Raw genomic sequence first — 25,870 nt, 5'->3', positions numbered from 1 at the left:
CTGCCAGCGTGCGTCTCTGCCGTAACTAGGCCGATGAGCTGATCGCTGTCAGCGGCGGCGCGCTATGCGATCGATCGATGCGGCGGGCCCATCCGGCGGCCGAAGCGGAGCGGCAGGCCGTCCGTGCCGCGAGCGGGTGGGCCCGCCGTACGGCAGGCGACTTGCGCGCCGCCGCTGGCGGCGCCTTGATCCCATAAAGCCAAGTTCGGCAACAACTTCAGGCCCTACGTTTTCGTTCCACAATACCGGCAATACGCTTAGCTGAGAGGCGGGGATCGTCATGCTCCCAGACGCGAACCACGGTCCAGCCCTCCTGTCTTAACAGGTTATCAGTCTCACAGTCGCGGTTACGATTACCGGATATCTTTGCCGTCCAATAATCGGAGTTCGATGCAGGTGGCTTGTAATGAGCGGGACAGCCGTGCCAAAAGCAGCCGTCCACGAACACCGCGATCTTTATGCGTGCAAAGACGAGGTCGGCGGTCCGTCGCAAACTTGGAACAGGCCGCACGTCAACCCGATATCGCAAGCCGAGAGCATGCACATATGACCGCACAGCCAACTCCGGCTTCGTATCTCGTCTGCGATTGGCTTGCATCGACGCGCGAGTTGCTGATGAAGTGGCCCATGAGCCAGCCTTGCTTCTACTACCCGCCGATACTTGAGGCATGTCGCAACTGTACGTTCAAGGCAGCCAACACTACGAGGTCTGTCACCCTGTGCAACCAGCCACTTGCATAGAGCGACGCGACGCGCCCACACCTCCTCTCCGACTCGTCGCCGCGCACAACGTAAGATCCCCAACTATGACCACCAGCCTTCCCGAAGGGTCGCCTGGCCAGCGCCCGGACCAGCCTGCGTCGCGACGTTTTCTCGAGTTCTTCTCCGGGATCGGCCTGGTGCATGCAGCGCTCGCGCCACTAGGGTGGAGCTGTGCTTTTGCAAACGACAATGACGCTAAAAAGGCGGTAACCTATCAGAAAAACTTTCCCGGCGTTACTCTCGATCAGAGGGATATCAGGGAAGTGCCAGTCGAAGAGATTCCGACTGCCGACCTGGCGACAGCGTCGTTCCCGTGCATCGACCTTAGTCAGGCGGGAGGTCGGCGTGGAATCCATGCTGAACACAGCGGTATCGTGTGGTCCTTCCTGGAGCACATAGATTCACTCGACAGGGAAGGTCGCGCCCCGAAGTTTCTCCTGCTCGAGAATGTTCCCGGGCTACTGACACTTCACGGAGGCTCGAGTATCGATGTCTTGCTGCACGAGGTAGCCAGACTGGGCTACGCTTTCGACTTGGTCCAAGTTGATGCGCGTCACTTTATTCCACAGGCGCGCAATAGGGTCTTTATTATCGCCGTCAAGAACGCCGAGCTGGCCACTGGCGCAGAGATGCCCGACACTCATATTCGCCGCTACAAAGTTCGCGAAGTTTTCGAAAGAAATAGGCATCTTCCTTGGGTGTTTTTCGACTTCCCTTCTCTTCCGGCTAGAAGCGTCTCGCTCGATGATGTCCTCTTGGATATTCCGAAGGGTGATCCCCGCTGGTGGTCAGCCGAGCGAATGAAATACTTCTGGGATCATTTGGAGAAGGATCATCACACGCGCCTGACGGAGCTATTGCATTCTCGGACCGTGACCCAGTTCACGGCAATGAGGAGGGGGCGTCGTCGTGGATTGCGTGAGCAAATCTTCAATCTGCGGAACGATGGCCTCGCGAGCTGTCTTCGCACGCCAAAAGGCGGATCATCAATTCAATTTGTCGTTCGCGTGGGCGGTGGAGAGGTTGAAGTGCGTAGGATTACCGCCATAGAAAGCGGTCGTCTGCAGGGCGTCGGGCTATCTACTCATAATCCCGGCTATGTCTTTCCAGAATCGGAGCAGGATGGGTTGTTCGGCTTTGGGGATGCTGTGTGCGTTCCTGCTGTGCAATGGGTATTCGAGCACAGTATCCAGAGCTACGTCGACAATTCCCGGCTTCAAACACCGCTCCAGCTGACTATGGACCTGGGGGTCGCCGTCTGATGGTCAATTTCCCCGATACAAGAGACTCTCTCTCTCACTTAAAGATCGTAGACCTTAAGCGCCTGATGGAGAGTAGTCTCACCAACAATCAATACATAGACGGAATTCGAGCGGGTAGACTCCTCGGTGAAACCCTTAAAGCTTTTCGTGATGCGTCACGAACGGGTAAATTCGAAGACCCAGCACTTCAGGCGGCGTTCGATAGTGGTTCACTTTTCAAGTTATCCCTAGCCGCAGCCTTTGATCTGGTTACCAACGCTGAATATCTGCACGGCCGAGTCGTTAATGCGAAGTGGATTTACTGCCACCGAGAGGGCGAGCCCCCGAAAGCATACTACTCATTCTTGAAGCAGTGCCCTAAATGCTGCTTGGACAGGGGACTGGAGAAGCGACTTAGCGGCGCTCAGCACAAGCCGGCGAGTCACCATATTGGTGAGATTACGACCGTGGTATGTGCTCTGATACTTGAACTTCTAGCGACGGCAAACGATGAACCTCTGTCGATTGCAACCATTAGTAAGCAATCCCACGACGTGGACGCTATCGGCTACAGGGACGATCTTCTTGTCCTATTCGAGATAAAAGCATCTCCAATGGTGACCTATCCCGTGGTTGCAACACTACCCGAAGCGTTGCATACGGATCAATCTGGGGATCTGGAGGAGTATTCTCAACATTCCTTAATTGACATGCCATGGGTTGACGTAGACGTCTCCCTAGCGATACCGCATCGATCCGAGGAAATTCCGCTCGGGAAGCGAAGTGGTGTCGGATGGCCTTACGATCCCTTGATCGATCATATTCGGCAGCCTGGAAACTTCCTAAGTTACCTCTCGGCCTGGATTGAACTTTTTAATGCCTACAGTGTGCCAAAGACTCGACGCTCGAGGCGAGCGATGGCTCTATCGTACTTGGTTAACGGCTGGGGCGATGAGATCGACTCGAACAAAACGAAACCCGGCCTCGGGCGCACGGATGACATCAAGAAGGGGACGTATCAGCTTCTGAAGTTCGGTGCGTATTACAGAGACGATGATTCGTCAATACCGGTACGGGGCGCCCTCGTCGCCAACCTTGACCCACTGTTTCTTCGTGAGAGGTACATAGACAGTCTGGCCGATGTGCGCTGGGGACACAGTAGAGACTTCTCTCTCGTAGACGGCGAATATCGTATTCGTTCAAATTCTTTGAAATATCTCTATGATGCCATCATCTCGTTCAACGCGCCCGTAATAAACGATGAACACATGTCGTCAGTGTTCGATTTCGATGCAGTTTCACGTGCGTTACTGGACGGAAAATTGGACGCACTCTTAGATGTGTGGTCGGCAGATGGGCCAGATGCGGCAGTAAGCGATGCCGATGCCGGGAAGTTGTTCTAATTTTCGTCTGTTCGGTACGGATGCCGACTCTCTGGCGTTGCGGCCAAGTTGGCACGAGTGCTGGGAGCATCGTCGAGAATCGGCGATGAAGTTCGTCAAGTTGGGAATCGGCGGCGGCCATTCATCGATCTGCGCGGTTGAGGCCAACGGGTTCGAAGAGGACACGCAAGCTCTGGAGGCAGTTCTATGCGACCGTCGTCAGGCCGGTAAGGGTATCGATGATTGCATCGGTGCCGGCCATACTTAGGCTGGACTGCTTACCGGGCTTGTTCGCGTAGCCAATCGAGCGGACACGCGCGGCTTTGGCCGCTTCGATGTCGCTAGTCGAGTCGCCGATTAGCACGGATTCGCGGGGTGGGACGTCGAGCTCAGCAACGGCCTGATTCAGGAGGTAAGGGCTTGGCTTGAGTAGTGCGACATTCGAGCTGATTCGCGCGGATACGAAGTTGATCGACATGCGGAGGTCATAGAGATCGAGATAGGCATTGATAGCCGGGGCGCTGTTGTTGCTGACGATCGCGAGTGGCCGGCCGGATTCGCGCCAAGCCTCGATGAGCTCGTGTGCGCCGTTGGTAGGGGTGGCGCTGGAGATTGCCTCGACTTCGTGAGCGGTGAACGCGACTTCGACGTAGCGGGCCTCGTTGCCGCCAACCGTGGAAGCGTATTGAAGTACGTCGAACGGGTCTGCGCTGGTCGCCACCGCATCAGGCAGGTCAGTGTGTCCGCTGTCGGCTAGAACTTCGCGGAGCTGGTCAGCGACTGTCGAGGCGGGGATGCCTGCGAAGACGGAGCAGACCGGGCCGTCGAAGTCGAGCAACAGGGCGCGGGCGCGGGCGAGCAGGCCCGTGGCGTTCATCGCTGGTAGTCCGTGGCGATGCTGTTCCACAGGCTGTCGAACCAGGTTTTTGCCTGGTCGACGTACTGCGAGCCGGTTGACGTGTCGTCGTCGTTGATCGAGTGGTGGAAGAGGATTGCGTCTTTGCCCATGAGGTCGTAGATCGCCTGGGTCGCGCTGCCGAAGGTCCCCGGCCGTGGGCTCGTCGTCGGTCCGCCGAAGTCGCGGGTTGGTGTCCGGACGCTGATCATTCCGATGGCGGTTCGCCGTGACCTGCTGCGGCACCTGGAGACCTGGGTCAAGCCGGAGCAGGACGCGTTGCTCTTCACGGGTGAGCGAGCTGGACACGCGGTCCGCCGGCCGAACTTCAGCCAGCGGACCCGGTGGACGGAGGTTGTCGAGAAGATGGGGCTCAAGGGCCTGCACTTCCACGACCTCCGGCACGCCGGGAACATCTGGGCGTCGAAGGCCGGCACTTCGACCAAGGACCTGATGGCGCGGATGGGTCACGACGATATGCGGGCGGCGCTGATCTACCAGCGGGCGACCAGCGACGCGGACAAGCAGATCGCGGACCGGCTGTCCAAGCTCGTCGACCGGCACCGCAAGGGCACCACGCCGGACGACAACGAAGATCAGGATGGCCAACCCGTCCCGGTCGGCTAATGGCACATTAATGGCAAGCGAGAAGTGAAGACCGGAGATAGAGAAAGTCCCAGGTCCACAGTAGACACCGTGTGACCTGGGGCTTCTCTATGAGAGCGGATGACGGGAATCGAACCCGCGTATTCAGCTTGGGAAGCTGATGTTCTACCATTGAACTACATCCGCAGTGTGCTGCCAGCATACACAACACCGCGATCCCCTTGTCCAGACCCCTCCCTCCTTGACGTTCGCCCGGCAAGTGACAACACTTGTTGTCGAGTCGGAGGTGAGTGGTCATGGATGATCCCGAGCTGTTCCGCCAGGGTGGGTTCCGGCTCGCGGCGCGGCTGTTCGGCGTTGGGGACGTCCGGGGTGACGAGCGGCAGGTTGCGCGGCTGCGGGAGTTCGCCCAGGTGCAGGATCGGCTTGCCGACGACGTCGTCGCCTGGATGGCGCGGCAGCCCAAGGGGCACGGGCGGAAGCTCTTCGAGGAGGCGCTTCAGGGCGGTGCCCGGCCTGCCGGGCCGCTTGCGGACTTCTTCGCCCAGGTCGATGCCAAGCCCTACTGGGTTGACGACGAGCGGCTCGTGCGGGGTGCCAAGGCCATTACCCGGGCCGGGCTGCTGGGGCTCTTTCCGCTCGGGGACATGTCGCTCATGGGTGGCTACCTCGCCTCTCGGGCCACGAAAGCCCTGGTCGGGACCGGGGAGATCGAATACCAAGCCACTCGTCGGCTCGTCGAGACCGCTGCCTGGTGGATCGATGTCACCACGCCCGGTGCCCTCGGGCACGGCCGCAAGGGCTATGCCGCCGCCTTGCGGATCCGGCTTGTGCACGCCCATGTGCGGGCCGCCATGAACCGGCGGGACGACTGGGACTACGACGCCTGGGACCGGCCCGTCAACCAGGTGCAGACCGCCGGGACGCTGCTGCTCTTCTCGCTCGTCTACGTCTTCGGGACGCAGCTGCTCGGGCTGCGCTACTCCGCGCGCGAACGCGGTGACATCCTGCACCTCTGGCGCTACATCGGCTGGCTCATGGGCGTCGACGACGAGCTGCTGCCCACCGGCGAAGAGGACGCCTGGCGCCTGTTGTGGCTGCTCGCCGCCACCGAATTCATCCCCGACGACGACTCGAAGCGGCTTGCCAAGGCGCTCATCGCCGCCAACGCCGCCGTCGGGGAGGGGCGCGGGGCCGTCGGGAAGGTGCTTTCGCACGTTTCGGTCGCCGTGCACTCCTCGATCAGCCGGCTCGTGCTCGGGAAGGCCAACGCCGACTTTCTCGGGCTGCCGAACGACCCCGTCGCGCAGGCCGCGATCGTCGCCGTGGCGGGCGTCAACTTCGCCGCCGAGACCGTGCGGCGGCTCGTGCCCGGGGCCACCGCGCTGCAGGAGCGGCTCGGTGAGGCCGGACGCCGCGGGTACGTCAAGCGGCTCGAGAAGATCTTCGCGCCCGACACCACCTACGCGCAGCACATGCGGGCCGCCTGAGCCCACCGGATAGGCTTCGGTCCGTGCTGCTCAGTGACCGTGACCTCCGCAAAGAGCTCGACGCCGGCCGGCTCGGCATCGACCCCTTCGATGCCGGCATGGTCCAGCCGTCCAGCATCGACGTCCGGCTCGACCGGTTCTTCCGGGTCTTCGACAACAGCAAGTACACCCACATCGACCCGCAGCTGCAGCAGGACGAGCTGACCTCGCTGGTCGAGAAGGAGGGCGACGAGCCCTTCGTGCTGCACCCCGGCGAGTTCGTGCTCGGCTCGACGTTCGAGCTGGTCACCCTGGCCGACGACCTGGCAGGCCGCCTCGAGGGGAAGTCCTCGCTCGGCAGGCTGGGGCTGCTCACGCACTCGACCGCCGGGTTCATCGACCCCGGCTTCTCCGGGCACATCACGCTCGAGCTGTCGAACGTCGCGAACCTGCCGATCACGCTCTGGCCGGGCATGAAGATCGGCCAGCTGTGCATCTTCCGCCTGTCGAGCGCGGCCGAGCACCCCTACGGCTCCACCGAGGCCGGCTCCCGCTACCAGGGCCAGCGCGGCCCGACGCCGAGCCGGGCGTACAAGAACTTCCACCGGGTCGACACCTGGCGCTAGCCCGCCACCGGTGCCGCCGTCGGACCCGCGAGCGGAGGTCATCGGGTTCGTCCAGGCAGCCACGGCCCTGACCCACGAGCCGGCGGCGAAGCCCACGGACGAGTGAAAGGCGGGGCGGATTCGCCGTAGCCGTGCCACGCTCCCAAAGGTCGTCTCGGCCCCGGAGGTGGCAAGGAGTGCCGTTGCCCGAAAGACCGCTTCGCCTGGTTCTCGCACTGGCACTGGTCTTCCTGGCCTCCGCTGTCGTCCCGGCGGCGGGCGCGGCCACGGCCCCGCCGTTCGCGATGGGCTACGACGCCGTCGTCTACGGCGACTTCGTGTACTCGGGCAACGGCGTCCTGCGCTGCCCGGTCCCGGCCGACGGCGCGCCGGTCACCGGGCCCGTCGCCACCCCCGCGGCCTGCGCGAACACCGCCGACCGCAAGGACACCCTCGCCAACGACGACTTCTTCATGCAGTGGGCCGACGTCGACGCCGACCCCGCCACCTTCGACTCGGCGAGCGCGTCGGTCAGCATCCCGCCCGGTGCGAAGATCGCCTTCGCCCGCCTGAACTGGGCAGGCAGCACGACCTGCGGCGCCCACGCCGTTCCCCCGCCCGGGACGCCCGCGGCCCAGGCCGTCCGGCTTTCCGTCGGCAGCGCGAACCCGGTCGACGTCGCGCCATCGGGCTACGCCGAAGACGGCGGGTTCTACTCGGCCCACGCCGACGTGACCGGCCGGTTCGCCACCGCACCGACGGGGTCGCCGCTCGACCTGACGGTCGGCAACGTCTGGGCGCCCAAGGGCTTCGGCTGTGCCGGCGGCTGGTCGATCGCCCTCGTCTACGCCTACCCGCAGCGCAACGCGGACTACGCGCCGGACAAGCGCAAGGTGGTCGTCTACGACGGCCACGTCCACCAGACCGGCGGCGCCCCTCCGGCCGAGACGACGATCACCGGCTTCCGCGCGGCGGCCGCCGACGCGCACGTCGGCGTCACCGCCTACGACGGCGACTGGGGCGCCTCCGGCGACCAGTTCCTCGTCGACGGCACTCCGGCCGCCGAGCCCGCGACCGGCGGGACGTCGAACTTCTTCGTCTCGAACGCCGACAACGCCGCCGCCCCGGCCAGGAAGAACAACTTCAGCGTCGACGCCAAGGCGTTCAATGTCGACGCCATCGCCACCGGCGCGACGACTGCGAAGCTGGCCTTCGTCACCAGCGGCGACACCTACCTCGCGCAGAACCTCGCGTTCTCGGTGCCCGTGCCGGAACTCCACGTCGCGGTCCGCCCAACGCAGGCCAAGGTGCACGCAGGCGAGCCCGCGACGTTCGCCGTCGCCGTGACCAACCCCGGCGGCGTCCCGGCGTCCGGCGTGCAGGTCACCGACGACGTCGTCCCGGGTTGTGCCAAGACGCTCGGCACGCTCGACCCGCACCAGACGGCCGGCTACACCTGCACCGGCCCCGCCCCGGCCGACGACTTCACGAACACCGTGAAGGCCAACGGAACGAGCGCGCTCGGCGACGCGCTGGACGGCGTCGCGAGCGCCGACGTCGACGTCCTGCACCCGGCCCTGGGCCTGACGAAGGCGGCCGACCGGCCCGCCTACCGCGCTGGCGACACCGCGACGTTCACCCTCCAGGTCGCCAACACCGGCGACACCGCACTCGGCGACGTCCAGGTCACCGACCCGAAGACGCCGTCGTGCGCGCAGCCGCCGTCCGGCACCCTCGCGCCGGGCGAACGCCGCACGTGGACGTGCACGGCGAAGGCGCCGATCGCCGACGGCGTCAACACCGCGGCCGCCACGGGCACCGACGAACTCGGCAAGCAGGTCACGGCCACCGCCGACGCACCCGCGCCGACGATTGCGCCCGCCGTCGAGGTCACCACGACCGCGGACCCGCCGGTGATCCACGCGGGCGACGCCGTCACCTGGACGGTCGCCGTCCGCAACACCGGCGACAGCCCGCTGGCCCCGGTCAAGGTCACCGACGACGCGACAGCGTCGTGCGCGCGCACCTTCGCCGGCCTGGCCGCGGGCGCGACGCAGACCTACACGTGCACGGCCAACCCGTCCCGCACGACGACGTCCCGCGTGACCGCCACCGGCACCGACCTGGCAGGCCGGCCCGTGACCGCCACCGCGTCGGCCACCGTCACGGTGATCACCCCGGCGCTGACGCTCACGGCGGACGCCACGCCCGCCGTCGCCCGCGCCGGCGACCCGATCGCCTTCACGATCACCGTCGCCAACGCCGGCGACGCGCCGCTGACCGAAGTCGCCATCGCCGACGACCGCGTCCCGGCCTGCGCCAAGGCGATCGGCGCGCTGCCGCCGCGGGACAGGCGGACCTACACCTGCACCGCGCCCGCACCGCCGGACGACCTCACCAGCACGGCCGTCGCCACCGGCCGCGACCAGCTCGGCCGCACGGTGAAGGTCACCGACGACGCCGCGGTGGACGTCATCCACCCGGCCGTCGCGCTGTCCGCGAAGGCCACGCCCGCGCAGGTCCGCGAAGGCGACACGGTCACCTGGACGATCACCGCGGCCAACACCGGCGACGTGCCGCTCACCGGCGTCACGGTCACCGACGACCAGGTCGCCGCGTGCGCGAAGCCGCTCGGCACGCTCCAGCCGCAGACCCAGCAGGCCGTCACGTGCACGACCGTCGCGGGCCCTGCCGGCTTCACGAACAAGCCGTCCGTCACCGGGAACGACCCGACCGGGCGCCCGGTCGGTGCCGTCGCCGAGGCCGCGTTCGCCGTGCAGCACCCCGCCGTCGCGATCACCGCGGACGTCACGGGTGGCCCGTTCCGCGAGGGCGACACCGTGCCGTTCCGGATCACCGTGCGCAACTCCGGCGACGTGCCGCTGACCGCGGTCCGCGTCACGGAAGTCCCGGAAGTCGCGGAAGTCACCGAAGTCCCGGCCGCGCGGGCCGCCGGCTGCGCCCAGGTGATCGAGGGCGCGCTCGAACCGGGCGCGACCCGCGACTTCGGCTGCACCACGACCGCCCCGGCGCAGGACTTCACCCGCACCGTGCGCGTCACCGCGACGCCGCCGACCGGCCCGGACGTGACCGGGTCCGCCGTCGCCGCCGTGGACGTGATCCACCCGGCCGTCGCGATCACGCGGACCGCCGACCCGAAGGTCGTCCGCGCGGGCGACACCGTGACGTCGACGATCACCGTCGCGAACACCGGCGACAGCGTGCTGAAGGACGTCAGCGTGGCCGACCGGCTCGCCCCGGACTGCACCAGGTCCGTGGGGCCGCTCCAGCCGCAGGGGAAGCAGACCTTCAGCTGCACGCAAGTGGCTGGTGACGCCGATTTCGCCGCCACCGCGGAGGTGACCGGTACCGACGCCACGAACCGTCCCGTGACCGCCATCGCCGGGGTACCGGTCCGAGTCATCCACCCGGCGATCACCATCACGAACGACGCGGCGCCTGCGCAGGTCCGGCAAGGCGACACCGTGACGTTCACCCTCGTCGTCGCGAACACCGGCGACGTCCCGCTGACCCAAGTGTCTCTTGTGGACGATCGCGTGCCGGCGTGCGCTCAGCCCATCGGCACCCTCCTTCCCGGCGCTCCTCAGCGCCACTCCTGCACAGTAACCGCGGGCACCGACAATTTCGCGAACTCCGCGACCGCGACCGGAACCGATCCGACGAATCGGCAGGTCAGCGCCACCGACGAGGCGTCGTACACCGTGCTGCACCCCGGCCTCTCGCTCACCCAGGACATCCACGGCGGCCCGTTCCGCGAGGGCGACCCGGTGCCGTTGACGATCACGGTCGCCAACACCGGCGACGGTCCGCTGACCGCCGTGAAGACCGTCGGCGAGCCGGGCTGCACGAAGACGTTCGACAAGCTGGAAGCCGGTGCCACGCAGAAGTTCGACTGCACGGCGACCGCGCCGGCCGACGACGTCGTCAGCACGGTGAAGGCCACGGCGGACGCCCCGATCGGCCCGCCGCTCACCGCGGAGGACGCCGACAAGATCGACGTCATTCACCCGGCCGTGAAGCTCACGAAGGAGGCAACCCCCAGGACAGTGCGTGAAGGCGACGAAGTCACCTTCACGACCATCGTGAGCAACACCGGCGACGTCCCGCTCAGCAATCTGTCCATTGAGGACAGTTGCCCGCGGAAACCGGAAAGCCTGGACGTCGGCGCGACGAAGACGTTCACCTGCACCCGCAAGGCACCGGCCGACGACTTCTCGGACCCCGCCAAGGTGACCGCGACGGATCCGACCGGCAGGACGGTGCAGGCCGCCGCCACCGCGGACGTCGACGTCGTCCACCCCGAACTCGCCCTGATGAAGGACGCGACGCCGTACGAAGTCCGCGAAGGCGACACCGTCACGTTCTCGGTCCTGGTCAAGAACACCGGTGACGTGCCGCTCACTGCGGTGTCCGTCGTGGACGATCACACGGCGGCGTGCGCGCACACCGCGCCGGAACTGGCCGTGGACGCCGAAATCACCTACATGTGCACGACGACCGCGGGCCGGGAAGGCTTCACGAGCAAGGCAACCGTCACCGGCCAGGACCCCACCGGACGTCCGGTGACGGCGTCCGGCGAAGCGACCTTCGTCGTCAAAAGGGGCTGAACGGAGTAACGCGGAAGCGTCCGATTGCCACGAAATCCCGACCTGTCGCCGACGGGAAATGTGACCAGTGCGTTCGTAGGGTTCTCGCCGTAATCGTCCCGTGATACGTTCCTGCGCCGTGTCCTCCATTGGTGAACGTGCTCGCGTGGTGATGGTGTCACTCAGTGTGCTGCTCGGCGTTTTTTCCGCCGCGGCAGGCACCTGGCTGGCCACCGCGGAAGGAAACACCGCCGAGCTCGGCGCCGCGGCGCTGGTCCTCCCGAACGCGCCCGCGGGCTCCGGTGGCGGCAGCGGCACCGACCTCAAGGCCGGCGGTCAGGTCCAGACCACTACGGACAAGCCGGCGCCGACCACGACGTCGGCACCTGCGCCGACGACGTCCAGCGCGGCACCCACCCCGACCGAGACGTCCGCTTCGCCGCAGCCGACGACCTCCGCCGCGCCCCCGCCGAGCACCAAGGCCGCGGCCCGCATCGCCCCGTCGGTCACCGCCCAGGTCATCGCGCTCGTCAACGACGAGCGGGCGAAATCCGGCTGCGATCCGTTGTCCGAAGAATCGCACCTGACCAAAGCCGCGCAGGACTTCAGTGACCAGATGTCGGCGGAGAACTTCTTTTCCCACACCAGCCCCGACGGCACGACGTTCGACCAGCGCATCAAGGCCGCCGGATATCCGAAACCGGGTGCGGAGAACATCGCGAAGGGGCAGACTTCCGCGGCCCAGGTCATGGACGCCTGGATGAACTCCGAGGGCCATCGCGCGAACATCCTGAACTGCTCGCTCACCAGGATCGGCGTCGGCTACACCGCGAAGGGCTCCTACTGGGTCCAGGACTTCGGCTACTGAGCCGCCGAGTTCCAGCGCTCCGCGATGTCGCCGTAGCGGGCCAGCACCGCCGCCCGCAGTTCCGGGTCCGAGCGCGGCACCGGCTCGATGAACACCTCGGTGACGTCGTGGAACTGTTCGACCAGCTCGCCCGCCAGCCGGACGCAGGCGCGTTCGAGGTCCGCGGCGCCGAGCGAGTCGTCGAAGTCGACGCGGGCGCAGACGAGGACCTGGTCGGTGCCCATCAGCATGGTCTGCAGGTCGACGACGGCCTCGATCTCCGGCGCGGCGGAGAGGTGGTCGCGGACGCCGCGGACGAGGATCGGGTCGGCCTGGCGCCCGACGAGCAGGCCGCGGTTGGTGCGCCCGAGCAGGTAGGCGACGCAGGCCAGCAGCAGGCCGATCGCGATCGACGCCGCGCCGTCCCACACCTCCGAGCCGGTGAGCTGGTGCAGCCCGACGCCGCCGAACGCGAGCAGGAGGCCGACCAGCGCGGCGGAGTCCTCGAACAGGACCGTCTTCGGCGTCGGGTCGTCGATCAGCCGCAGGTACGTCCACAGCGAGCGGTTTTCGGCCTTCGACTCCCGGACGACCTGGCGCACGGCCTGCAGCCACGAAATGCTCTCCAGCGCGAACGCCACGCCCAGCACGATGTAGCTCAGCACCGACGTGCTCTGCGCCTCGCCGTGCCCGAGGATGGTCGAAACACCCTCGTACAGCGCGAACATCGAGCCCGAGGCGAAGATCGAGACGGCCGCGAGGAGCGACCAGAAGTAGCGTTCCTTGCCGTAGCCGAAGGGATGGCGGCGGTCGGCCGGGCGCGCCGAGCGCTTCAGCGCGGTCAGCAGGAGGATTTCGGTGATGGTGTCGGCCACCGAGTGCGCTGCTTCGGACAGCATCGCGCCGGAGCCGCTGATGATGCCGGCGACCAGCTTCATCACGGCGATCGCCAGGTTCACCCCACCGGCGAGCAGGACGGTCAGGGTGCTTTCGCCGCCGGAGTTCCCAGGTTCCTCGCTCACTCTCGTGAGCGTAGTGCTCAGAGCCGCCGCAGGCCGTGCAGAACGCGTTCCATCAGCGCCATGGCCGGACGGCCGTCGGCGCTGACGCGGCTGTCGTGGATCGTGACCAGGCCCTGCTCGGCCATGTCGTCCAGCAGCACCCGGACGACGCCCAGCGGCACGCTCAGCGTGGCCGCGACCTCGGCGACCGACCGCGGGCGGGAGCAGAGCGAGCGGACCGAGCGGAACTCGCCGGTCAGCCGGGCGGCGTTCCAGTGCGCGTCGGCCCGCGTCGAGACGAGTGCTTCGATGGCCAGGTGCCGCCGCGACTGCGTCCGGCCGCGGGTCAGGACGTACGGCCGCACCAGCGTCCGCTGGGTGGGCATGACGGGCTCGGCGATGCGGTCCTCGACGTCGGCCGGGAAGTCGCGAAGAGCGTGCCGCCCGGTCGTCGTGCTCTGCCGGTCGTCGCCCATCCTTCGCCCGCCCCCTGAATCAGTGATCGTCAAAGTTGCCCTCGCTGGCAACGTCGGCGGCGAGGAAAGGCCAGGATACGCCCGTTGTCCAGGGGGCAGGGCCACGTTTGTCGCTGACCTGATAGGCCATTTCGGTGATTATCATGAACATCTTTCGCGAAATCGATTACCGTCACGAAATCCCAGGTAGTGGACGTCTCAAACGTCGAAATTTTCCTCGGTGACAACCGGTAGTGAATCAACTACATGAATGCGTGATGCGGGTAAAGAAAACGGCCCCGGCCAGGAAATCCTGGCCGGGGCCGGTGGTGTTTCGCGGGTCTACTCGTCCGCGAGCGACGGCGCGCCGAGCGGCACCGGCTTCGGCTCCGGCTTGCGCTTGACCGCCTCCAGCAGCATCTGCGCGACGTCGACGATCTCGACCTTCTCGCTCGCGCTGCCGTCGCTCTGGCGCGCGGTGAGGCCGTCGTTCAGCATCACCTTGCAGAACGGGCAGCCGGTCGCGATCTTCGACGGCGCGGTGCCGAGCGCCTCGTCGACGCGCTCGATGTTGATCCGCTTGCCGATCTTCTCTTCCATCCACATCCGCGCGCCGCCGGCGCCGCAGCACATCGACTTGTCGCCGTGCCGCGGCATCTCCCGCAGCTGCGCGCCGGTCGCGCCGACCAGCTCGCGCGGCGCCTCGTACACCTTGTTGTGGCGGCCGAGGTAGCACGGGTCGTGGTAGGTGACGTCCTGCGCGACCGGCGCCACCGGCACCAGCTGCTTCTCCCGCACCAGGCGGTTCAGCAGCTGCGTGTGGTGCACGACGTCGAACTGGCCGCCGAGCTCCGGGTACTCGTTGGCGAGCGTGTTGAAGCAGTGCGCGCAGGTCACGACGACCTTGCGGGCCTTGCGCTCGCGGCCCTCGAACACCGAGTTCAGCACCTCGACGTTCTGCTGGGCGAGCATCTGGAACAGGAACTCGTTGCCCGCGCGGCGCGCCGGGTCACCGGTGCAGGACTCCTCCGAGCCCAGCACGACGTACTTGACGCCCGCCATGTGCAGCAGCTCCGCGACCGCGCGCGTCGTCTTCTTCGCGCGGTCCTCGAACGCGCCGGCGCAGCCGACCCAGAACAGGTACTCGGCGTCGCCGAGGTCGCCGTCGAACACCGGCACCTCGAAGTCGAGGTCCTCGGTCCAGGCCAGCCGGTCCTTGGCGTTCTGGCCCCACGGGTTGCCCTTGTTCTCCAGGTTCTTGAACATGCCGTTCAGCTCGCTGGGGAACGCCGACTCGATCATCACCTGGTAGCGGCGCATGTCGACGATGTGGTCGACGTGCTCGATGTCGACCGGGCACTGCTCGACGCAGGCACCGCAGCTGGTGCAGGACCACAGGACGTCGGGGTCGATGACGCCGCCGTCGTCGCCGACCAGCGCCTTCTGCGACTCCGCGATCGCGAGGACGTCGATCCCGGCGTACATGTTGTCCCCGGAGAGACCGATCTCGTCGCCCGCCATGTCGCGCTTGCCGCCGGCCAGCAGATACGGCGCCTTCGCGTAGGCGTGGTCACGCAGCTGCGTGATGACCAGCTTCGGCGACAGCGGCTTGCCGGTGTTCCACGCGGGGCACTGCTCCTGGCAGCGGCCGCACTCGGTGCACGTCGAGAAGTCCAGCCAGCCCTTCCAGCTGAAGTCCTCGATCTTGCCGACGCCGAAGGTGTCCTCGTCCGGGTCGGCCTCCTCGAGGTCGAGGACCTTGCCGCCGCTCATCATCGGCTTGAGCGCGCCGAGAGCGACGCCGCCGTCGGCCTCACGCTTGAAGTAGATGTTGAAGAAGGCGCTGAAGCGGTGCCACGCGATGCCCATGGTCATCGTGCGCGCGACGACGATCAGCCACACCGTGGCGCTCATCAGCTTGACGAACGCGAAGATCGTGACGAGGTTCGGGCTGGCCGGCAGCAGCTGGCCGATCGGGTTGGAGACGAAGGACGCCCACAGGGGTCCCTCGTGGGTGTTCAGCGCGGACTTCGCGGCGCGGACGCCGATGATGCCGATGCCCTCGATGAGCACGACGGCTTCGATGAAGTACGCCCACTTGAAGTTGGAGCCCTGGAAGCGCGACTGGCGGTCCGCGCGGCGCGGGTGGTTGCGCTGGCGGATCGCCATCAGGACCAGGATGCCGACGATGGTGCCGAGCCCGAGCAGCTCCATGAGCAGCTGGAACGGCGGGAAGTCGTCGAGGATCGGCCAGCCCCAGGTCGGGACGAAGACCTCGCCGTAGGCCTCGAACAGGGCGAGCGAGCCCAGCAGGAAGCCCCACATGACCAGCCAGTGCGCGGGGCCGACGCTGCGCTTGCGGTTCATCCGCGTGTGCGCGGCGAACTCCTTGACCAGCGTCTTGAACCGCGGCCAGAACGGGCCGTTGCGGGTCGAGTCGGGCTGCCCGAGACGGATGACGCGCACGAAACGCGCGATCGTCGCGGCGAACATCCCCCAGGCGACGACGCCGAGGACGACGGCGATGCCGCCCAGCGTCAGTTGTAGAGCGCCCATCGTTCGGGTGCCTTTCGTCCGGATGATTCGTGGTGGTAGCCGGCAGACTAATGCTTCCTACCGATGAGTAACCCGTTGAGTGGCCCTAAGTCCCACCGATGTGGTGTACGTCGCTCTTTGTTTTGGGACGATCGTTCAGGTAGTTTTCACCCTATGGGTGCGTACCTTCTCCTCGCGCTGGCGATCGCCGCCGAGGTCTCCGCGACGGTCTCGCTGAAGCTCTCCGAGGGCTTCTCGAAGCTCGGGCCGTCGATCGTCGTGGTGGCCGGGTACGCCGTCGCGTTCGTCGCGCTGTCCTACGTGCTCAAGCTGGGCATGCCGATCGGCGTCGCCTACGCGATCTGGGCGGCGGCAGGCGTCGCCCTGGTCGCGGCCGTCGGCGTCGTGTTCCTGAAGGAGCCGCTCAACGCGGCCATGATCGCCGGGCTGGCGCTGGTCATCGGCGGTGTCGTGCTGATCGAACTCGGGAGTGCATCGACGTGAAACTGCAGGTCGACGGGCGTAAGGCGCGCGGGGAGAAGCGGCGCGCGGAGATCATCGAGGCGACGCTGCGGGTGATCGAGCGCGACGGCGTCGCGGGCGTCACCCACCGGACGGTCGCGGCCGAAGCCGGCGTCCCGACGACGTCCACCACCTACCACTTTTCGTCGCTGGACGACCTGCTGGTCGCCACCCTCATCTCGTGCGCCAGGGACATGGCGACCGAGGTCTACTGGATGATCGACCGGGCGCGGTCGCGTGGTTCGCGCGGCGCCGAGGAGGTCGCCGGCCTGCTCGCCGAGGCGCTGGGGCCGCGGCGCGGGCGCACGATGGCGGAGTACGAGCTGTACCTGCTGGCGGCGCGGAAGCCGGAACTGCGCCCGGCCGCCCGCCGCTGGCTCGACGTCCTGACGTCCATGGTCCGCCACGACGACGAAGTGGCGTTCCGCGTCTTCCTGGCGGGGATCGACGGGCTGCTGATCCAGGGCCTGATCGACGACGAGCCGCCGTCGGCCGACGAACTGCGTCCCGTGGTGGACTACCTGCTGAAACCGCGTTGACGGGCCGGTTAGCTTCGGATCATGCGGACCTTCGGTGAGTACGAACTGGACGACGACCGGACGCGGCTGGACCTCGACGTGGTGTGGAAGTTCCTCTCCACCGAGGCGTACTGGGCCCGCTGGCGCACTCGGGAGCAGGTCGAAGCCGCGATCGCCGCGTCGTGGCGGGTCGTCGGCGCGTACCGCGACGGCGAGCAGGTCGGCTTCGCCAGGGCGTTCTCCGACGGTGTTTCCTCCGCCTACCTCGCCGACGTCTTCGTCGTCGAATCCGCGCGAGGCGGCGGCCTCGGCAAGGAGATCGTGCGCGAGATCGTCGACAACGGCCCCGGCGCCGGGTTCCGCTGGATGCTGCACACCGCCGACGCCCACGGGCTGTACCGGCAGTTCGGGTTCGCCGAGCACACCAAGGGCCACTACCTCGAACGCGAGAACGTCAACGTGCGCTGAAGGACGGCGTACAGAGCACCGGGGACGGCCAGGCCGATCAGCCACGAGACGTCCGCGCCGCCCAGCACCGGGGCCATCGGGCCGACGAAGACGCCTTCGACGTTCGAAAACGGGATCTGCGCGGCGATTCCGGCGAAGTACGCGATGAGTGCCGGCGCGGCCCAGCGTCCGTAGCGGCCGCCCGGGTCGTACATCGCCTCGAGGTCGTAGGACTCCTTTCGCACCAGGTAGAAGTCGACCAGGTTGATCGAGCTCCACGGCGTCAGGAAGTACAGCAGGAAGTCCAGGAACAGGACGAAGTTCCCGAGGAACTCCCCGCGCCCGAGCACCGCGATGACCCCGCCGAGCACGCCGACGACGGCGATGTACCCGACCCGCGCCCGCTGTGACAGCACGGCCCGGCGGCTGAACGCCGTCAGCGCTGTCGCGACCGTCATGGAGCCGCCGTAGATGTTCAGGACGTTCACGGTGAACTTCCCCAGTGCGATGGCGAACAGCAACGGGATGAGCAGCGCCTCGCCGCCGAGCCCGACGACGTACGCGACTTCGTGGCCCTTGAACGCCTTCCCGGCGAAGGCGTAGGCGAGCGCGCCGAACGACATCGCCCACGTGGCACCGAGAACGGTGCCGCCGTAGGTCCACCAGAAGGTCGCGCGCACCGACGTGCCCGACGGCAGGTAGCGCGAGGTGTCGGCGACGTACGGGCCGAACGTCAGCTGCCACGACGCCGTGAGGGACAGGGCGAGCAGGAACTTCGGAAAGTCCAGCGTGGGTGCGCCGAGGACCGCGCCGAGGTCGTGGCCGCCGACGAGCCGGACGGTGAGATAGACGAAGACCACGACGCTCAGTGCCGAGGCCACCCAGCCGAACCGGTGGATCAGCCGGTAGCCGACGATCGCGATGAGCGCCGACGCGGCGGCGTACCCGCAGATGGCGACGTCGACCGGCAGCCCGGTGATCTGCGCGACCGCCTGCCCGCCCAGTACGTTGCCGCTGGCGAAGTACCCGAGGTACATCACGACGACGAGGACGAGCGGGAGAACCGCGCCGTACACGCCGAACTGCGCGCGCGACTGGATCATCTGCGGAATCCCGAGCTTCGGCCCCTGCGCGGCGTGCAGCGCCATGGGCACGCCACCGAGCACGTTGCCGCACAGGACGGCGACCAGCGCCCACAGCGGATGCACGCCGACGAGCACGGTCAGCGCGCCGGTGACCGCCGAGGTGATCTGCATGTTCGCCGCGAACCAGAGCGTGAAGAGGCTGCGCGGATGGCCGTGCCGTTCGCTTTCCGGGACCGGGTCGATGGACCTGCGTTCGAGGGCTGCCGCCACAGGGAACCTCCAGTGTTCGTCGTTGCCGTTGGTGGTGACATGACCGCAGTGTGTCATCGGGCACCGACAAAAAGGGGCCCGGCGCCGATCCGGCACCGGGCCCGCGGGCGAAAACTCAGCCCTTGTTCTCGTACACCGGCGTGATCACCGCGCGGGCCAGGGTGTGCCCGAACATGTTGAAGCCCAGGAACGCCGGCGTCGCGTCCTCCGGCACTTCCAGCTTCTCGACGTCCAGCGCGTGCACCGCGAAGTAGTACCGGTGCGGGCCGTGCCCGGGCGGCGGCGCCGCGCCGAGGAACCGCTTCACGCCGCCGTCGCCCTTCAGCGTCACCGCGCCTTCGGGGAGGCCGGAGCCGTCGCCCGCGCCGGACGCCAGCTCCGTCACCGACGCCGGGATGTTGAACACGGCCCAGTGCCAGAACCCGCTGCCGGTCGGGGCGTCCGGGTCGTAGCAGGTCACCGCGAAGCTCTTCGTCTCCGCCGGGAAGCCCTCCCACGCCAGGTGCGGCGACCGGTCCTCGCCGCCGGCGCCGAAGATGCCCGACAGCTGGGGCGTGGCCAGGGTTTCGCCGTCGGCGACGTCGTTGCTGCGCAGCGTGAACGACGGCACTTCGGGCAGGGATTCGTACGGACCGGGTGCTTGCGGCATGGATCCTCCTGATCACGGAACTCCAGACGTGCGCCAGGTTAGGCCCCGAGCCCGCCCCGCGCGTCTCAGGGAGGGATCTCAGGGTCTTTCGGGGGGATACCCCCATGTACGGCGGGCTCACCCGGCCATAACGTTCTCGGCGCAGAGGGAAACGAGACTTGAGGGGACCACGACCATGGCGCGTCCGCTGCTGGCCCTGGGTGGCATCGTCCTGATCGGCGTCGGGCTGGCGACCGCGTTCGGCTGGGGCTGGGGATCGGACTACGAGAACACCAGCACCGTTGCGCAGACCATCCGCAGCGTGAAGCTCGCGGGCGACTCCGGCTCGGTCCGGATCCGCACCGGCTCGGGGCCGTCGACGGTGCACGAAAAGGTGAGCTACCACTGGCGGAGCAAGCCGGGTGACACCTTCTACCGCGTCGAGGGCGACCAGCTCGTGCTCGCCGACTGCGGAACCAACTGCTCGGTCGACTACGAGGTGGTCGTGCCCGCCGGCATTCCGGTCAGCGGCAAGCTCGAATCCGGGGGACTGGACGTCTCGGGGGTGTCGAGTGTGGACGTTCAGGCGAACTCCGGGCACGCCCGCGTCGAGGACGTCTCCGGCGCGGTGAAGCTGCGGCTGGACAGTGGCTCGATCGACCTGCGGAACGTCGGCGAAGTCCAGCTGCACAGCGACTCCGGCAGCATCAACGGGGACGGCGTGCGCGGGCCGGTCGAGGTGACCTCGTCCAGCGGCAGCGTCGACTTCACGCTGACGCAGGCGAACAACGTCAAGGTGAACGCCGACAGCGGCAGCATCGACGTCACCGTGCCGGGCGGGTCCTACCACGTCATCGGCACCAGCGACAGCGGGCACCGCGACATCGACGTCCCGAACGACGGTTCCGCACCGCACACGCTCGACCTCACGACCGACAGCGGCAGCGTCACGGTCCGCGCGGCCTGACTTTCCTTACTACGGGGGCATTTCCGATGGGCAAGATCGAACGGCGCGTGCTGGCTTCCGCGCTGCTGGGGGCGTTGGCGATGCTCGGCGTCGTGGGCTTCGCCCGGGTGGACGGGGGCGGGACGCCGGCGCTGGGGGTGCCGGCGTCCGCGGATTCCCACTATCGAGTGACTTCCTGGTCCGAGACCTCGACGAAAGTCGTTGTGCCGCAAGGAAACCCCGATTTCTCCCTCGTTTCCTGGACGACCCGCCGCTCCTGAACTGTCGGTGGTCGCTGTTAGGAATGGGGTACGCCGAAGGACGGCGTGCAAGGGGAGGAAAACGTCATGGGAATCCGCCAGGCAGCCGCGGTCGTCGCCGCGGTCGTGATCATGGCGGCGGTGCCAGCCGTGGCCGAAGCGTCGGGCCTGCCGTGGCGGGCGTGTGCCACGCGGCAGGAGCCGGCGGCCGAGTGCGCGACGGTGGAAGTCCCGATAGACCGCGCCCGGCCGTCCGCCGGGGTGGCGCGGCTCGCGCTGGCCCGGCTGCCCGCGCTCGATCCGGCCCACCGGATCGGTGCCCTGCTGGTGAATCCGGGCGGGCCGGGCGGCTCCGGCGTCGGGTTCGTGCAGTACGGCGGGCTCGCTTCGCCGGACCTGGCGCAGCTGCGGCAGCGGTTCGACATCGTCGGCTTCGACCCGCGCGGCGACTGGTACAGCACGCCGCGGATCACGTGTGACCCGGCGCTGTGGGATCCGGCGGTCGACCGGTTCCCCTCGACCCGGCGGGCGTTCGACGCGCTGGTGGCGCACAACCGGAAGGCGGGCGAAGACTGCCTGGCCAGGACCGGGCCGCTGCTGGCGAACGCGGACACGCAGAGCGCGGCCGAGGACATCGAAACGATCCGGGCCGCGCTCGGCGAGCAGAAGATCTCCTGGCTGGGCCTGTCGTACGGCACCGAGCTGGGTGCGGTGTACGCGTCGAAGCACCCCGGCCGGGTGCGGTCGATGGTGCTGGACGGCGCGGTCGACCACGCCCGCCCGCTGCGCCAGGCGATCCTCGAAGAGGCGGCGGCCACCGAGGACGCTTTGGGCCGGTTCGCGACCTGGTGCCGCGGCTCGGCCGGCTGTGCGCTGCACGGCCAGGACGTCCTCCGCTTCTACGACGACGTCGTGGCGCGGGCGGCACGCGGCACGGTGTGGTCGAGCGAGCTGGGCCGCCCGGCGACGGCCGACGAGGTCTCCGCGGGCGTCTACAACCACCTGTATCTCCGGGAGGAGTGGCCGGCGCTGGGCAGGGCACTGGCCGCGGCCGGCGGCGAGTTCCCGGACGCCAAGGGCCTGACCGAGCGGAACCAGTTCCGGTCGCCGATCTACGGGGCGTACCGCGCGATCGGCTGCCACGACTTCCCGTCGCCGTTCACCGGCCCGGCGGACATGGCCGTCATGGCCGGGCTGCTCCGCGTGGCCGCGCCGCACAGCTGGCGGTACTCGGAGTACTGGGACTTCACCAGCGGCTGCACGGGCTGGCCGGTCCCCGCGAAGAACCCACCCCAGCCCCACCCGGTGCACGGGACCCCGCCGCTCCTGGTGGTCGGCGGCGCGCACGACCCGGCAACACCGCTGGCGTGGGCCCGCGGACTGGCGGCGAGCATCGACGGAGCAGCACTGCTCACCCGCACGGACGACGGCCACACGGGCCTGTTCAACTCGGCGTGCGCCCGCGTGGCCGAGGTGGGCTATCTGGTGAGCGGCACCGTCCCGGCGCGTGGGGCGGTGTGCGGGTGAGGAGAGATCGGCCCGCGACGGCCGGTGGGTGGGTTCGGCAGGCGAGCCGAGGGGCCGATGGGCTCGACGGCCGGTGGGCGGTGCCTTCGGCCGGAGGCGGGCGGCGGCTCGGCCGGGGCGTGGAGGGGCGTCGGCGTGCGGCCCGGAGCTTGGCGAGGCTGGTCCGGGGCGTGCCGGGCGGTGCCTCGGCGGGAAGGGTTGGTCGGCCCGCCTGGAGGCGCAGGGCCGTCCGGAGCAGCAGTCCCGGAACCTTGGCGAGGCGGGCACTCGGCCGCGGGGGCCGGGCCAGTGCGCGGCGCGGCGGCCCGGCGGAGGCGGTGGCGTCCAGCGGCTACCCGGCGTTCGCTCAGCCGGGCCCCGGCGAGGCAGCCCGGCCCGCCCGGGTGAGGCGATTCACCCCACCGCGAGCCGCCGGAACCAGGCAAAAGCGCAGGTGAGCGGCGTCACAGCAGCTTCCGCGGCCCTCGCCCGCCGAACCTGGGAACAAGAACCCGGACCGGCTCGTTAGGCTGGGTACGAAGGTTGAGCGCAGTCGACTCAAGTCCAGCTTGACGAGGTGCGTGAAGGCCGGATAGAACTTGCCAGGGCCCCGCTCAAGGTGGGGACGAACGTGCAGGTCACGAACAGAGCAGGCTTACACAGGAGGAAAGCACCATGGCGCGAGCGGTCGGCATCGACCTCGGCACGACCAACTCGGTCGTCGCCGTCCTTGAGGGCGGCGAGCCGACGGTCATCGCCAACTCGGAAGGCTCCCGGACCACCCCCTCGATCGTCGCCTTCGCCAAGAACGGTGAAGTGCTGACCGGTCAGCCGGCGAAGAACCAGGCCGTGACGAACGTCGACCGGACGATCCGGTCCGTGAAGCGGCACATCGGCACCGACTGGAAGACCGAGATCGACGGCAAGGCCTACACCCCGCAGGAGATCAGCGCGCGCGTGCTGATGAAGCTGAAGCGGGACGCCGAGGCGTACCTGGGCGAGGAGATCACCGACGCGGTGATCACCGTCCCCGCCTACTTCGAGGACGCGCAGCGGCAGGCCACCAAGGAGGCCGGGCAGATCGCCGGCCTGAACGTGCTGCGCATCGTCAACGAGCCGACCGCCGCCGCCCTGGCGTACGGCCTCGACAAGGGCGAGAAGGAGCAGACCATCCTGGTCTTCGACCTCGGTGGTGGCACCTTCGACGTCTCGCTGCTGGAGATCGGCGAGGGCGTCGTCGAGGTCCGGGCCACCTCCGGTGACAACCACCTCGGTGGTGACGACTGGGACGAGCGCATCGTCAAGTGGCTGGTCGACAAGTTCAAGGCCGCCAACGGCATCGACCTGACCAAGGACAAGATGGCGCTGCAGCGCATCCGCGAGGCGGCGGAGAAGGCCAAGATCGAGCTGTCCAGCTCGAACTCGGCCAGCATCAACCTGCCGTACATCACCGTGGACGCGGACAAGAACCCGCTGTTCCTCGACGAGACGCTGTCGCGCGCCGAGTTCCAGAAGATCACCTCGGACCTGCTCGACCGGACCAAGGCGCCGTTCAACAACGTCATCCGGGACGCCGGCATCTCCGTCGGCGACATCGACCACGTCGTGCTCGTGGGTGGTTCCACCCGCATGCCCGCCGTCGCCGAGCTGGTCAAGGAGCTGACCGGCGGCCGCGAGCCGAACAAGGGCGTGAACCCGGACGAGGTCGTCGCGGTCGGCGCGGCCCTGCAGGCCGGTGTGCTCAAGGGTGAGGTCAAGGACGTCCTGCTGCTGGACGTGACCCCGCTGTCGCTGGGCATCGAGACCAAGGGTGGCGTGTTCACCAAGCTCATCGAGCGCAACACCACGATCCCGACCAAGCGCTCGGAGATCTTCTCCACCGCGGACGACAACCAGCCGTCGGTGCAGATCCAGGTGTTCCAGGGTGAGCGTGAGATCGCCGCGCACAACAAGAAGCTCGGCATGTTCGAGCTGACCGGTCTCCCGCCCGCCCCGCGTGGCGTGCCGCAGATCGAGGTCACCTTCGACATCGACGCCAACGGCATCGTGCACGTGACCGCGAAGGACCTGGGCACGAACAAGGAACAGTCGATGACCATCACCGGTGGCTCCGCGCTGCCGAAGGAGGACATCGAGCGGATGGTCAAGGACGCCGAGGCGCACGCCGAGGAGGACAAGAAGCGCCGCGAGGAGGCGGAGACCCGCAACCAGGCGGAGACGCTGGTCTACCAGACCGAGAAGTTCCTCAAGGACAACGACGACAAGCTGCCCGAGGAGCTCAAGGGCAAGGTCAAGTCGGCGATCGACGAGGCGAACGAGGCGCTGAAGGGCACCGACTCGACCAAGATCCGCGAGGCGATCGAGAAGCTGAACACCGCTTCGCAGGAGCTGGGCTCCGCCCTGTACGCCAACGCGAACGCCGGTGCGGCGGGCGCCGAAGGCGCCGCGGGTGCGGGTGCGGCCGGGGACGCCGGTGCGGCCGGTGGCCAGGCCAAGGCCGATGACGTGGTGGACGCCGAGATCGTCGAAGAGGACCCGAAGAAGTGACCCACAGCTACGACGAATCCGAGAACCAGGGCCGCGGCCCCGAGGAGCCGGTGGTCGTGCGGGATCGGCGTCGGGTGGACCCCCAGACCGGGCAGGTCCGCCCGCCCGGTCCGGCCCACGCCGCGCCGGAGCCGGAGGAGGCGCCCGTGGAGCACGCGGGCCCCTCGCTCGGCGACACGATCGTGGACGACTCGGTGTCGGTCGTCTCCGACGTGGAGAAGGAGCTGGCCGAGCGCACCGCCGACCTCCAGCGCCTGCAGGCGGAGTACGCCAACTACCGCAAGCGGGTCGAGCGCGACCGGGAGGCGGTCGTGCTCGGCGCCAAGGCGTCCGTGGTGAACGACCTGCTGCCGCTGCTCGACGACCTCGAGCGGGCCGAGCAGCACGGTGACCTCACCGGGGCGTTCAAGGCGGTCGGGGACAAGCTGATCAGCGGCCTGCAGCGGGCGGGTCTCGAGTCGTTCGGCGCCGAGGGTGAGCCCTTCGACCCGAGCGTGCACGAGGCCGTGCAGCACAACACCTCGCCGGACGTGGCGGGCCCGACGGTCACCGTGGTCATGCGCCGCGGCTACCGCTTCGGGGACCGCGTACTGCGGGCGGCGCTGGTCGGCGTGACCGACCACGAGCCCGCTGCGGCCCCGGTGGACCCGTCCGTCGGTGGCGAGCTGCCACTCGACGGCGGAGTCGATGAACACCAGCAGTAAGCACTGTCGGTTCAAGTGGGAGGAGGAGACGC

Annotated in this window: 23 protein-coding genes and 1 tRNA gene; 15 read left to right on the top strand and 9 right to left on the bottom strand. The window is 67.8% G+C overall.

Translation table 11 applies throughout. From position 1 onward, the window contains the following. Nucleotides 1–217: 217 nt before the first annotated feature. On the bottom strand, nucleotides 218–670 hold the full coding sequence (locus ABJI51_RS09980; protein WP_348949426.1) for a very short patch repair endonuclease: 453 nt from the start codon (nucleotides 668–670) through the stop codon (nucleotides 218–220). Nucleotides 671–806: 136 nt separating this feature from the next. On the opposite strand from ABJI51_RS09980, the gene ABJI51_RS09975 reads away from it, so the two are divergent. Both ABJI51_RS09975 and ABJI51_RS09970 read left to right on the top strand, forming a co-directional pair. After that, nucleotides 807–2,024, top strand: coding sequence for a DNA cytosine methyltransferase (locus ABJI51_RS09975; protein ID WP_348949424.1), 1,218 nt, complete (start codon nucleotides 807–809; stop codon nucleotides 2,022–2,024). Continuing rightward, nucleotides 2,024–3,406: a hypothetical protein gene (locus ABJI51_RS09970; RefSeq protein ID WP_348949423.1), complete on the top strand. Its 1,383-nt coding sequence runs from the start codon at nucleotides 2,024–2,026 to the stop codon at nucleotides 3,404–3,406. Before ABJI51_RS09975 ends, ABJI51_RS09970 begins: the two co-directional genes overlap by 1 nt. 184 nt (nucleotides 3,407–3,590) lie before the next feature. On the opposite strand, the gene ABJI51_RS09965 is transcribed toward ABJI51_RS09970, so the two are convergent. Further along, nucleotides 3,591–4,262: an HAD family hydrolase gene (locus ABJI51_RS09965; protein ID WP_348949421.1), complete on the bottom strand. Its 672-nt coding sequence runs from the start codon at nucleotides 4,260–4,262 to the stop codon at nucleotides 3,591–3,593. After that, nucleotides 4,259–4,492, bottom strand: coding sequence for a hypothetical protein (locus ABJI51_RS09960; protein ID WP_348949419.1), 234 nt, complete (start codon nucleotides 4,490–4,492; stop codon nucleotides 4,259–4,261). The genes ABJI51_RS09965 and ABJI51_RS09960 overlap by 4 nt, the downstream gene beginning before the upstream one ends. Before the next feature lie 4 nt (nucleotides 4,493–4,496). On the opposite strand from ABJI51_RS09960, the gene ABJI51_RS09955 reads away from it, so the two are divergent. Further along, nucleotides 4,497–4,907, top strand: a complete 411-nt coding sequence (locus ABJI51_RS09955; protein WP_348949417.1) for a tyrosine-type recombinase/integrase — start codon at nucleotides 4,497–4,499, stop codon at nucleotides 4,905–4,907. 94 nt (nucleotides 4,908–5,001) lie between these two features. Here the strand turns inward: ABJI51_RS09955 and ABJI51_RS09950 are convergent. Then, nucleotides 5,002–5,072: transfer RNA gene (locus tag ABJI51_RS09950), tRNA-Gly, on the bottom strand. Between the two features lie 110 nt (nucleotides 5,073–5,182). On the opposite strand from ABJI51_RS09950, the gene ABJI51_RS09945 reads away from it, so the two are divergent. The 4 genes from ABJI51_RS09945 to ABJI51_RS09930 all read left to right on the top strand — a co-directional run bounded on the left by ABJI51_RS09945 (nucleotide 5,183) and on the right by ABJI51_RS09930 (nucleotide 12,435). Continuing rightward, complete coding sequence (locus ABJI51_RS09945) at nucleotides 5,183–6,376, top strand: oxygenase MpaB family protein (protein WP_348949415.1); 1,194 nt, start codon at nucleotides 5,183–5,185, stop codon at nucleotides 6,374–6,376. 23 nt (nucleotides 6,377–6,399) lie between these two features. Continuing rightward, nucleotides 6,400–6,981, top strand: a complete 582-nt coding sequence (dcd, locus tag ABJI51_RS09940) for a dCTP deaminase (protein WP_348949413.1) — start codon at nucleotides 6,400–6,402, stop codon at nucleotides 6,979–6,981. A 182-nt stretch (nucleotides 6,982–7,163) separates the two neighbouring features. After that, nucleotides 7,164–11,588, top strand: coding sequence for a DUF7507 domain-containing protein (locus ABJI51_RS09935; protein ID WP_348949411.1), 4,425 nt, complete (start codon nucleotides 7,164–7,166; stop codon nucleotides 11,586–11,588). Between the two features lie 145 nt (nucleotides 11,589–11,733). Further along, nucleotides 11,734–12,435 (top strand): CAP domain-containing protein, encoded by a 702-nt coding sequence (locus ABJI51_RS09930; protein ID WP_348949410.1) that lies wholly within the window; start codon nucleotides 11,734–11,736, stop codon nucleotides 12,433–12,435. On the opposite strand, the gene ABJI51_RS09925 is transcribed toward ABJI51_RS09930, so the two are convergent. From ABJI51_RS09925 to ABJI51_RS09915, 3 genes are all read right to left on the bottom strand, one after another. Then, a complete protein-coding gene (locus ABJI51_RS09925) occupies nucleotides 12,429–13,436 on the bottom strand; it encodes a cation diffusion facilitator family transporter (protein ID WP_348949408.1) in 1,008 nt (335 codons plus the stop codon). The genes ABJI51_RS09930 and ABJI51_RS09925 overlap by 7 nt on opposite strands. A gap of 17 nt (nucleotides 13,437–13,453) precedes the next feature. Continuing rightward, complete coding sequence (locus ABJI51_RS09920; RefSeq protein WP_348949406.1) at nucleotides 13,454–13,891, bottom strand: DUF742 domain-containing protein; 438 nt, start codon at nucleotides 13,889–13,891, stop codon at nucleotides 13,454–13,456. A gap of 321 nt (nucleotides 13,892–14,212) precedes the next feature. Continuing rightward, nucleotides 14,213–16,426 carry a (Fe-S)-binding protein gene (locus ABJI51_RS09915; RefSeq protein WP_348949405.1) on the bottom strand — a complete coding sequence of 738 codons (2,214 nt, stop codon included), beginning with the start codon at nucleotides 16,424–16,426 and terminating at the stop codon, nucleotides 14,213–14,215. A gap of 153 nt (nucleotides 16,427–16,579) precedes the next feature. Between ABJI51_RS09915 and ABJI51_RS09910 the strand changes: the two genes are divergently transcribed. Genes ABJI51_RS09910 through ABJI51_RS09900 form a run of 3 tightly spaced genes read left to right on the top strand, consistent with a single transcriptional unit; the run spans nucleotide 16,580 to nucleotide 17,913 of the window. Continuing rightward, entirely contained in the window at nucleotides 16,580–16,909 is a 330-nt protein-coding gene (locus ABJI51_RS09910) for a DMT family transporter (protein WP_348949403.1), read from the top strand. Next, a complete protein-coding gene (locus tag ABJI51_RS09905) occupies nucleotides 16,906–17,466 on the top strand; it encodes a TetR/AcrR family transcriptional regulator (RefSeq protein WP_348949401.1) in 561 nt (186 codons plus the stop codon). Before ABJI51_RS09910 ends, ABJI51_RS09905 begins: the two co-directional genes overlap by 4 nt. Nucleotides 17,467–17,487: 21 nt before the next feature. Further along, the gene (locus tag ABJI51_RS09900; RefSeq protein ID WP_348949399.1) at nucleotides 17,488–17,913 is read left to right on the top strand and encodes a GNAT family N-acetyltransferase; all 426 of its coding nucleotides are present in this window, start codon (nucleotides 17,488–17,490) and stop codon (nucleotides 17,911–17,913) included. Here ABJI51_RS09900 and ABJI51_RS09895 read toward each other — a convergent pair. Both ABJI51_RS09895 and ABJI51_RS09890 read right to left on the bottom strand, forming a co-directional pair. After that, on the bottom strand, nucleotides 17,880–19,247 hold the full coding sequence (locus ABJI51_RS09895) for a purine-cytosine permease family protein (RefSeq protein ID WP_348949398.1): 1,368 nt from the start codon (nucleotides 19,245–19,247) through the stop codon (nucleotides 17,880–17,882). The two genes, ABJI51_RS09900 and ABJI51_RS09895, sit on opposite strands and share 34 nt — an antisense overlap. A 115-nt stretch (nucleotides 19,248–19,362) precedes the next feature. Beyond that, the gene (locus tag ABJI51_RS09890; RefSeq protein ID WP_348949396.1) at nucleotides 19,363–19,896 is read right to left on the bottom strand and encodes a YbhB/YbcL family Raf kinase inhibitor-like protein; all 534 of its coding nucleotides are present in this window, start codon (nucleotides 19,894–19,896) and stop codon (nucleotides 19,363–19,365) included. A 175-nt stretch (nucleotides 19,897–20,071) separates the two neighbouring features. Between ABJI51_RS09890 and ABJI51_RS09885 the strand changes: the two genes are divergently transcribed. The 5 genes from ABJI51_RS09885 to grpE all read left to right on the top strand — a co-directional run bounded on the left by ABJI51_RS09885 (nucleotide 20,072) and on the right by grpE (nucleotide 25,838). Continuing rightward, entirely contained in the window at nucleotides 20,072–20,842 is a 771-nt protein-coding gene (locus ABJI51_RS09885) for a DUF4097 family beta strand repeat-containing protein (protein WP_348949395.1), read from the top strand. A gap of 26 nt (nucleotides 20,843–20,868) precedes the next feature. Continuing rightward, nucleotides 20,869–21,102, top strand: a complete 234-nt coding sequence (locus ABJI51_RS09880; RefSeq protein WP_348949393.1) for a hypothetical protein — start codon at nucleotides 20,869–20,871, stop codon at nucleotides 21,100–21,102. Nucleotides 21,103–21,168: 66 nt separating this feature from the next. Further along, nucleotides 21,169–22,608, top strand: coding sequence for an alpha/beta hydrolase (locus ABJI51_RS09875; RefSeq protein WP_348949391.1), 1,440 nt, complete (start codon nucleotides 21,169–21,171; stop codon nucleotides 22,606–22,608). Nucleotides 22,609–23,262: 654 nt separating this feature from the next. Further along, entirely contained in the window at nucleotides 23,263–25,134 is a 1,872-nt protein-coding gene (dnaK, locus tag ABJI51_RS09870; protein WP_348949390.1) for a molecular chaperone DnaK, read from the top strand. Then, on the top strand, nucleotides 25,131–25,838 hold the full coding sequence (grpE, locus tag ABJI51_RS09865) for a nucleotide exchange factor GrpE (RefSeq protein WP_348949389.1): 708 nt from the start codon (nucleotides 25,131–25,133) through the stop codon (nucleotides 25,836–25,838). Before dnaK ends, grpE begins: the two co-directional genes overlap by 4 nt. The last annotated feature ends 32 nt before the right edge of the window (nucleotides 25,839–25,870 follow it).

Source organism: Amycolatopsis melonis, from assembly GCF_040064235.1.
GTDB classification, from domain to species: domain Bacteria; phylum Actinomycetota; class Actinomycetes; order Mycobacteriales; family Pseudonocardiaceae; genus Amycolatopsis; species Amycolatopsis melonis.
This window is presented reverse-complemented; position numbering and strand designations above follow the sequence as displayed.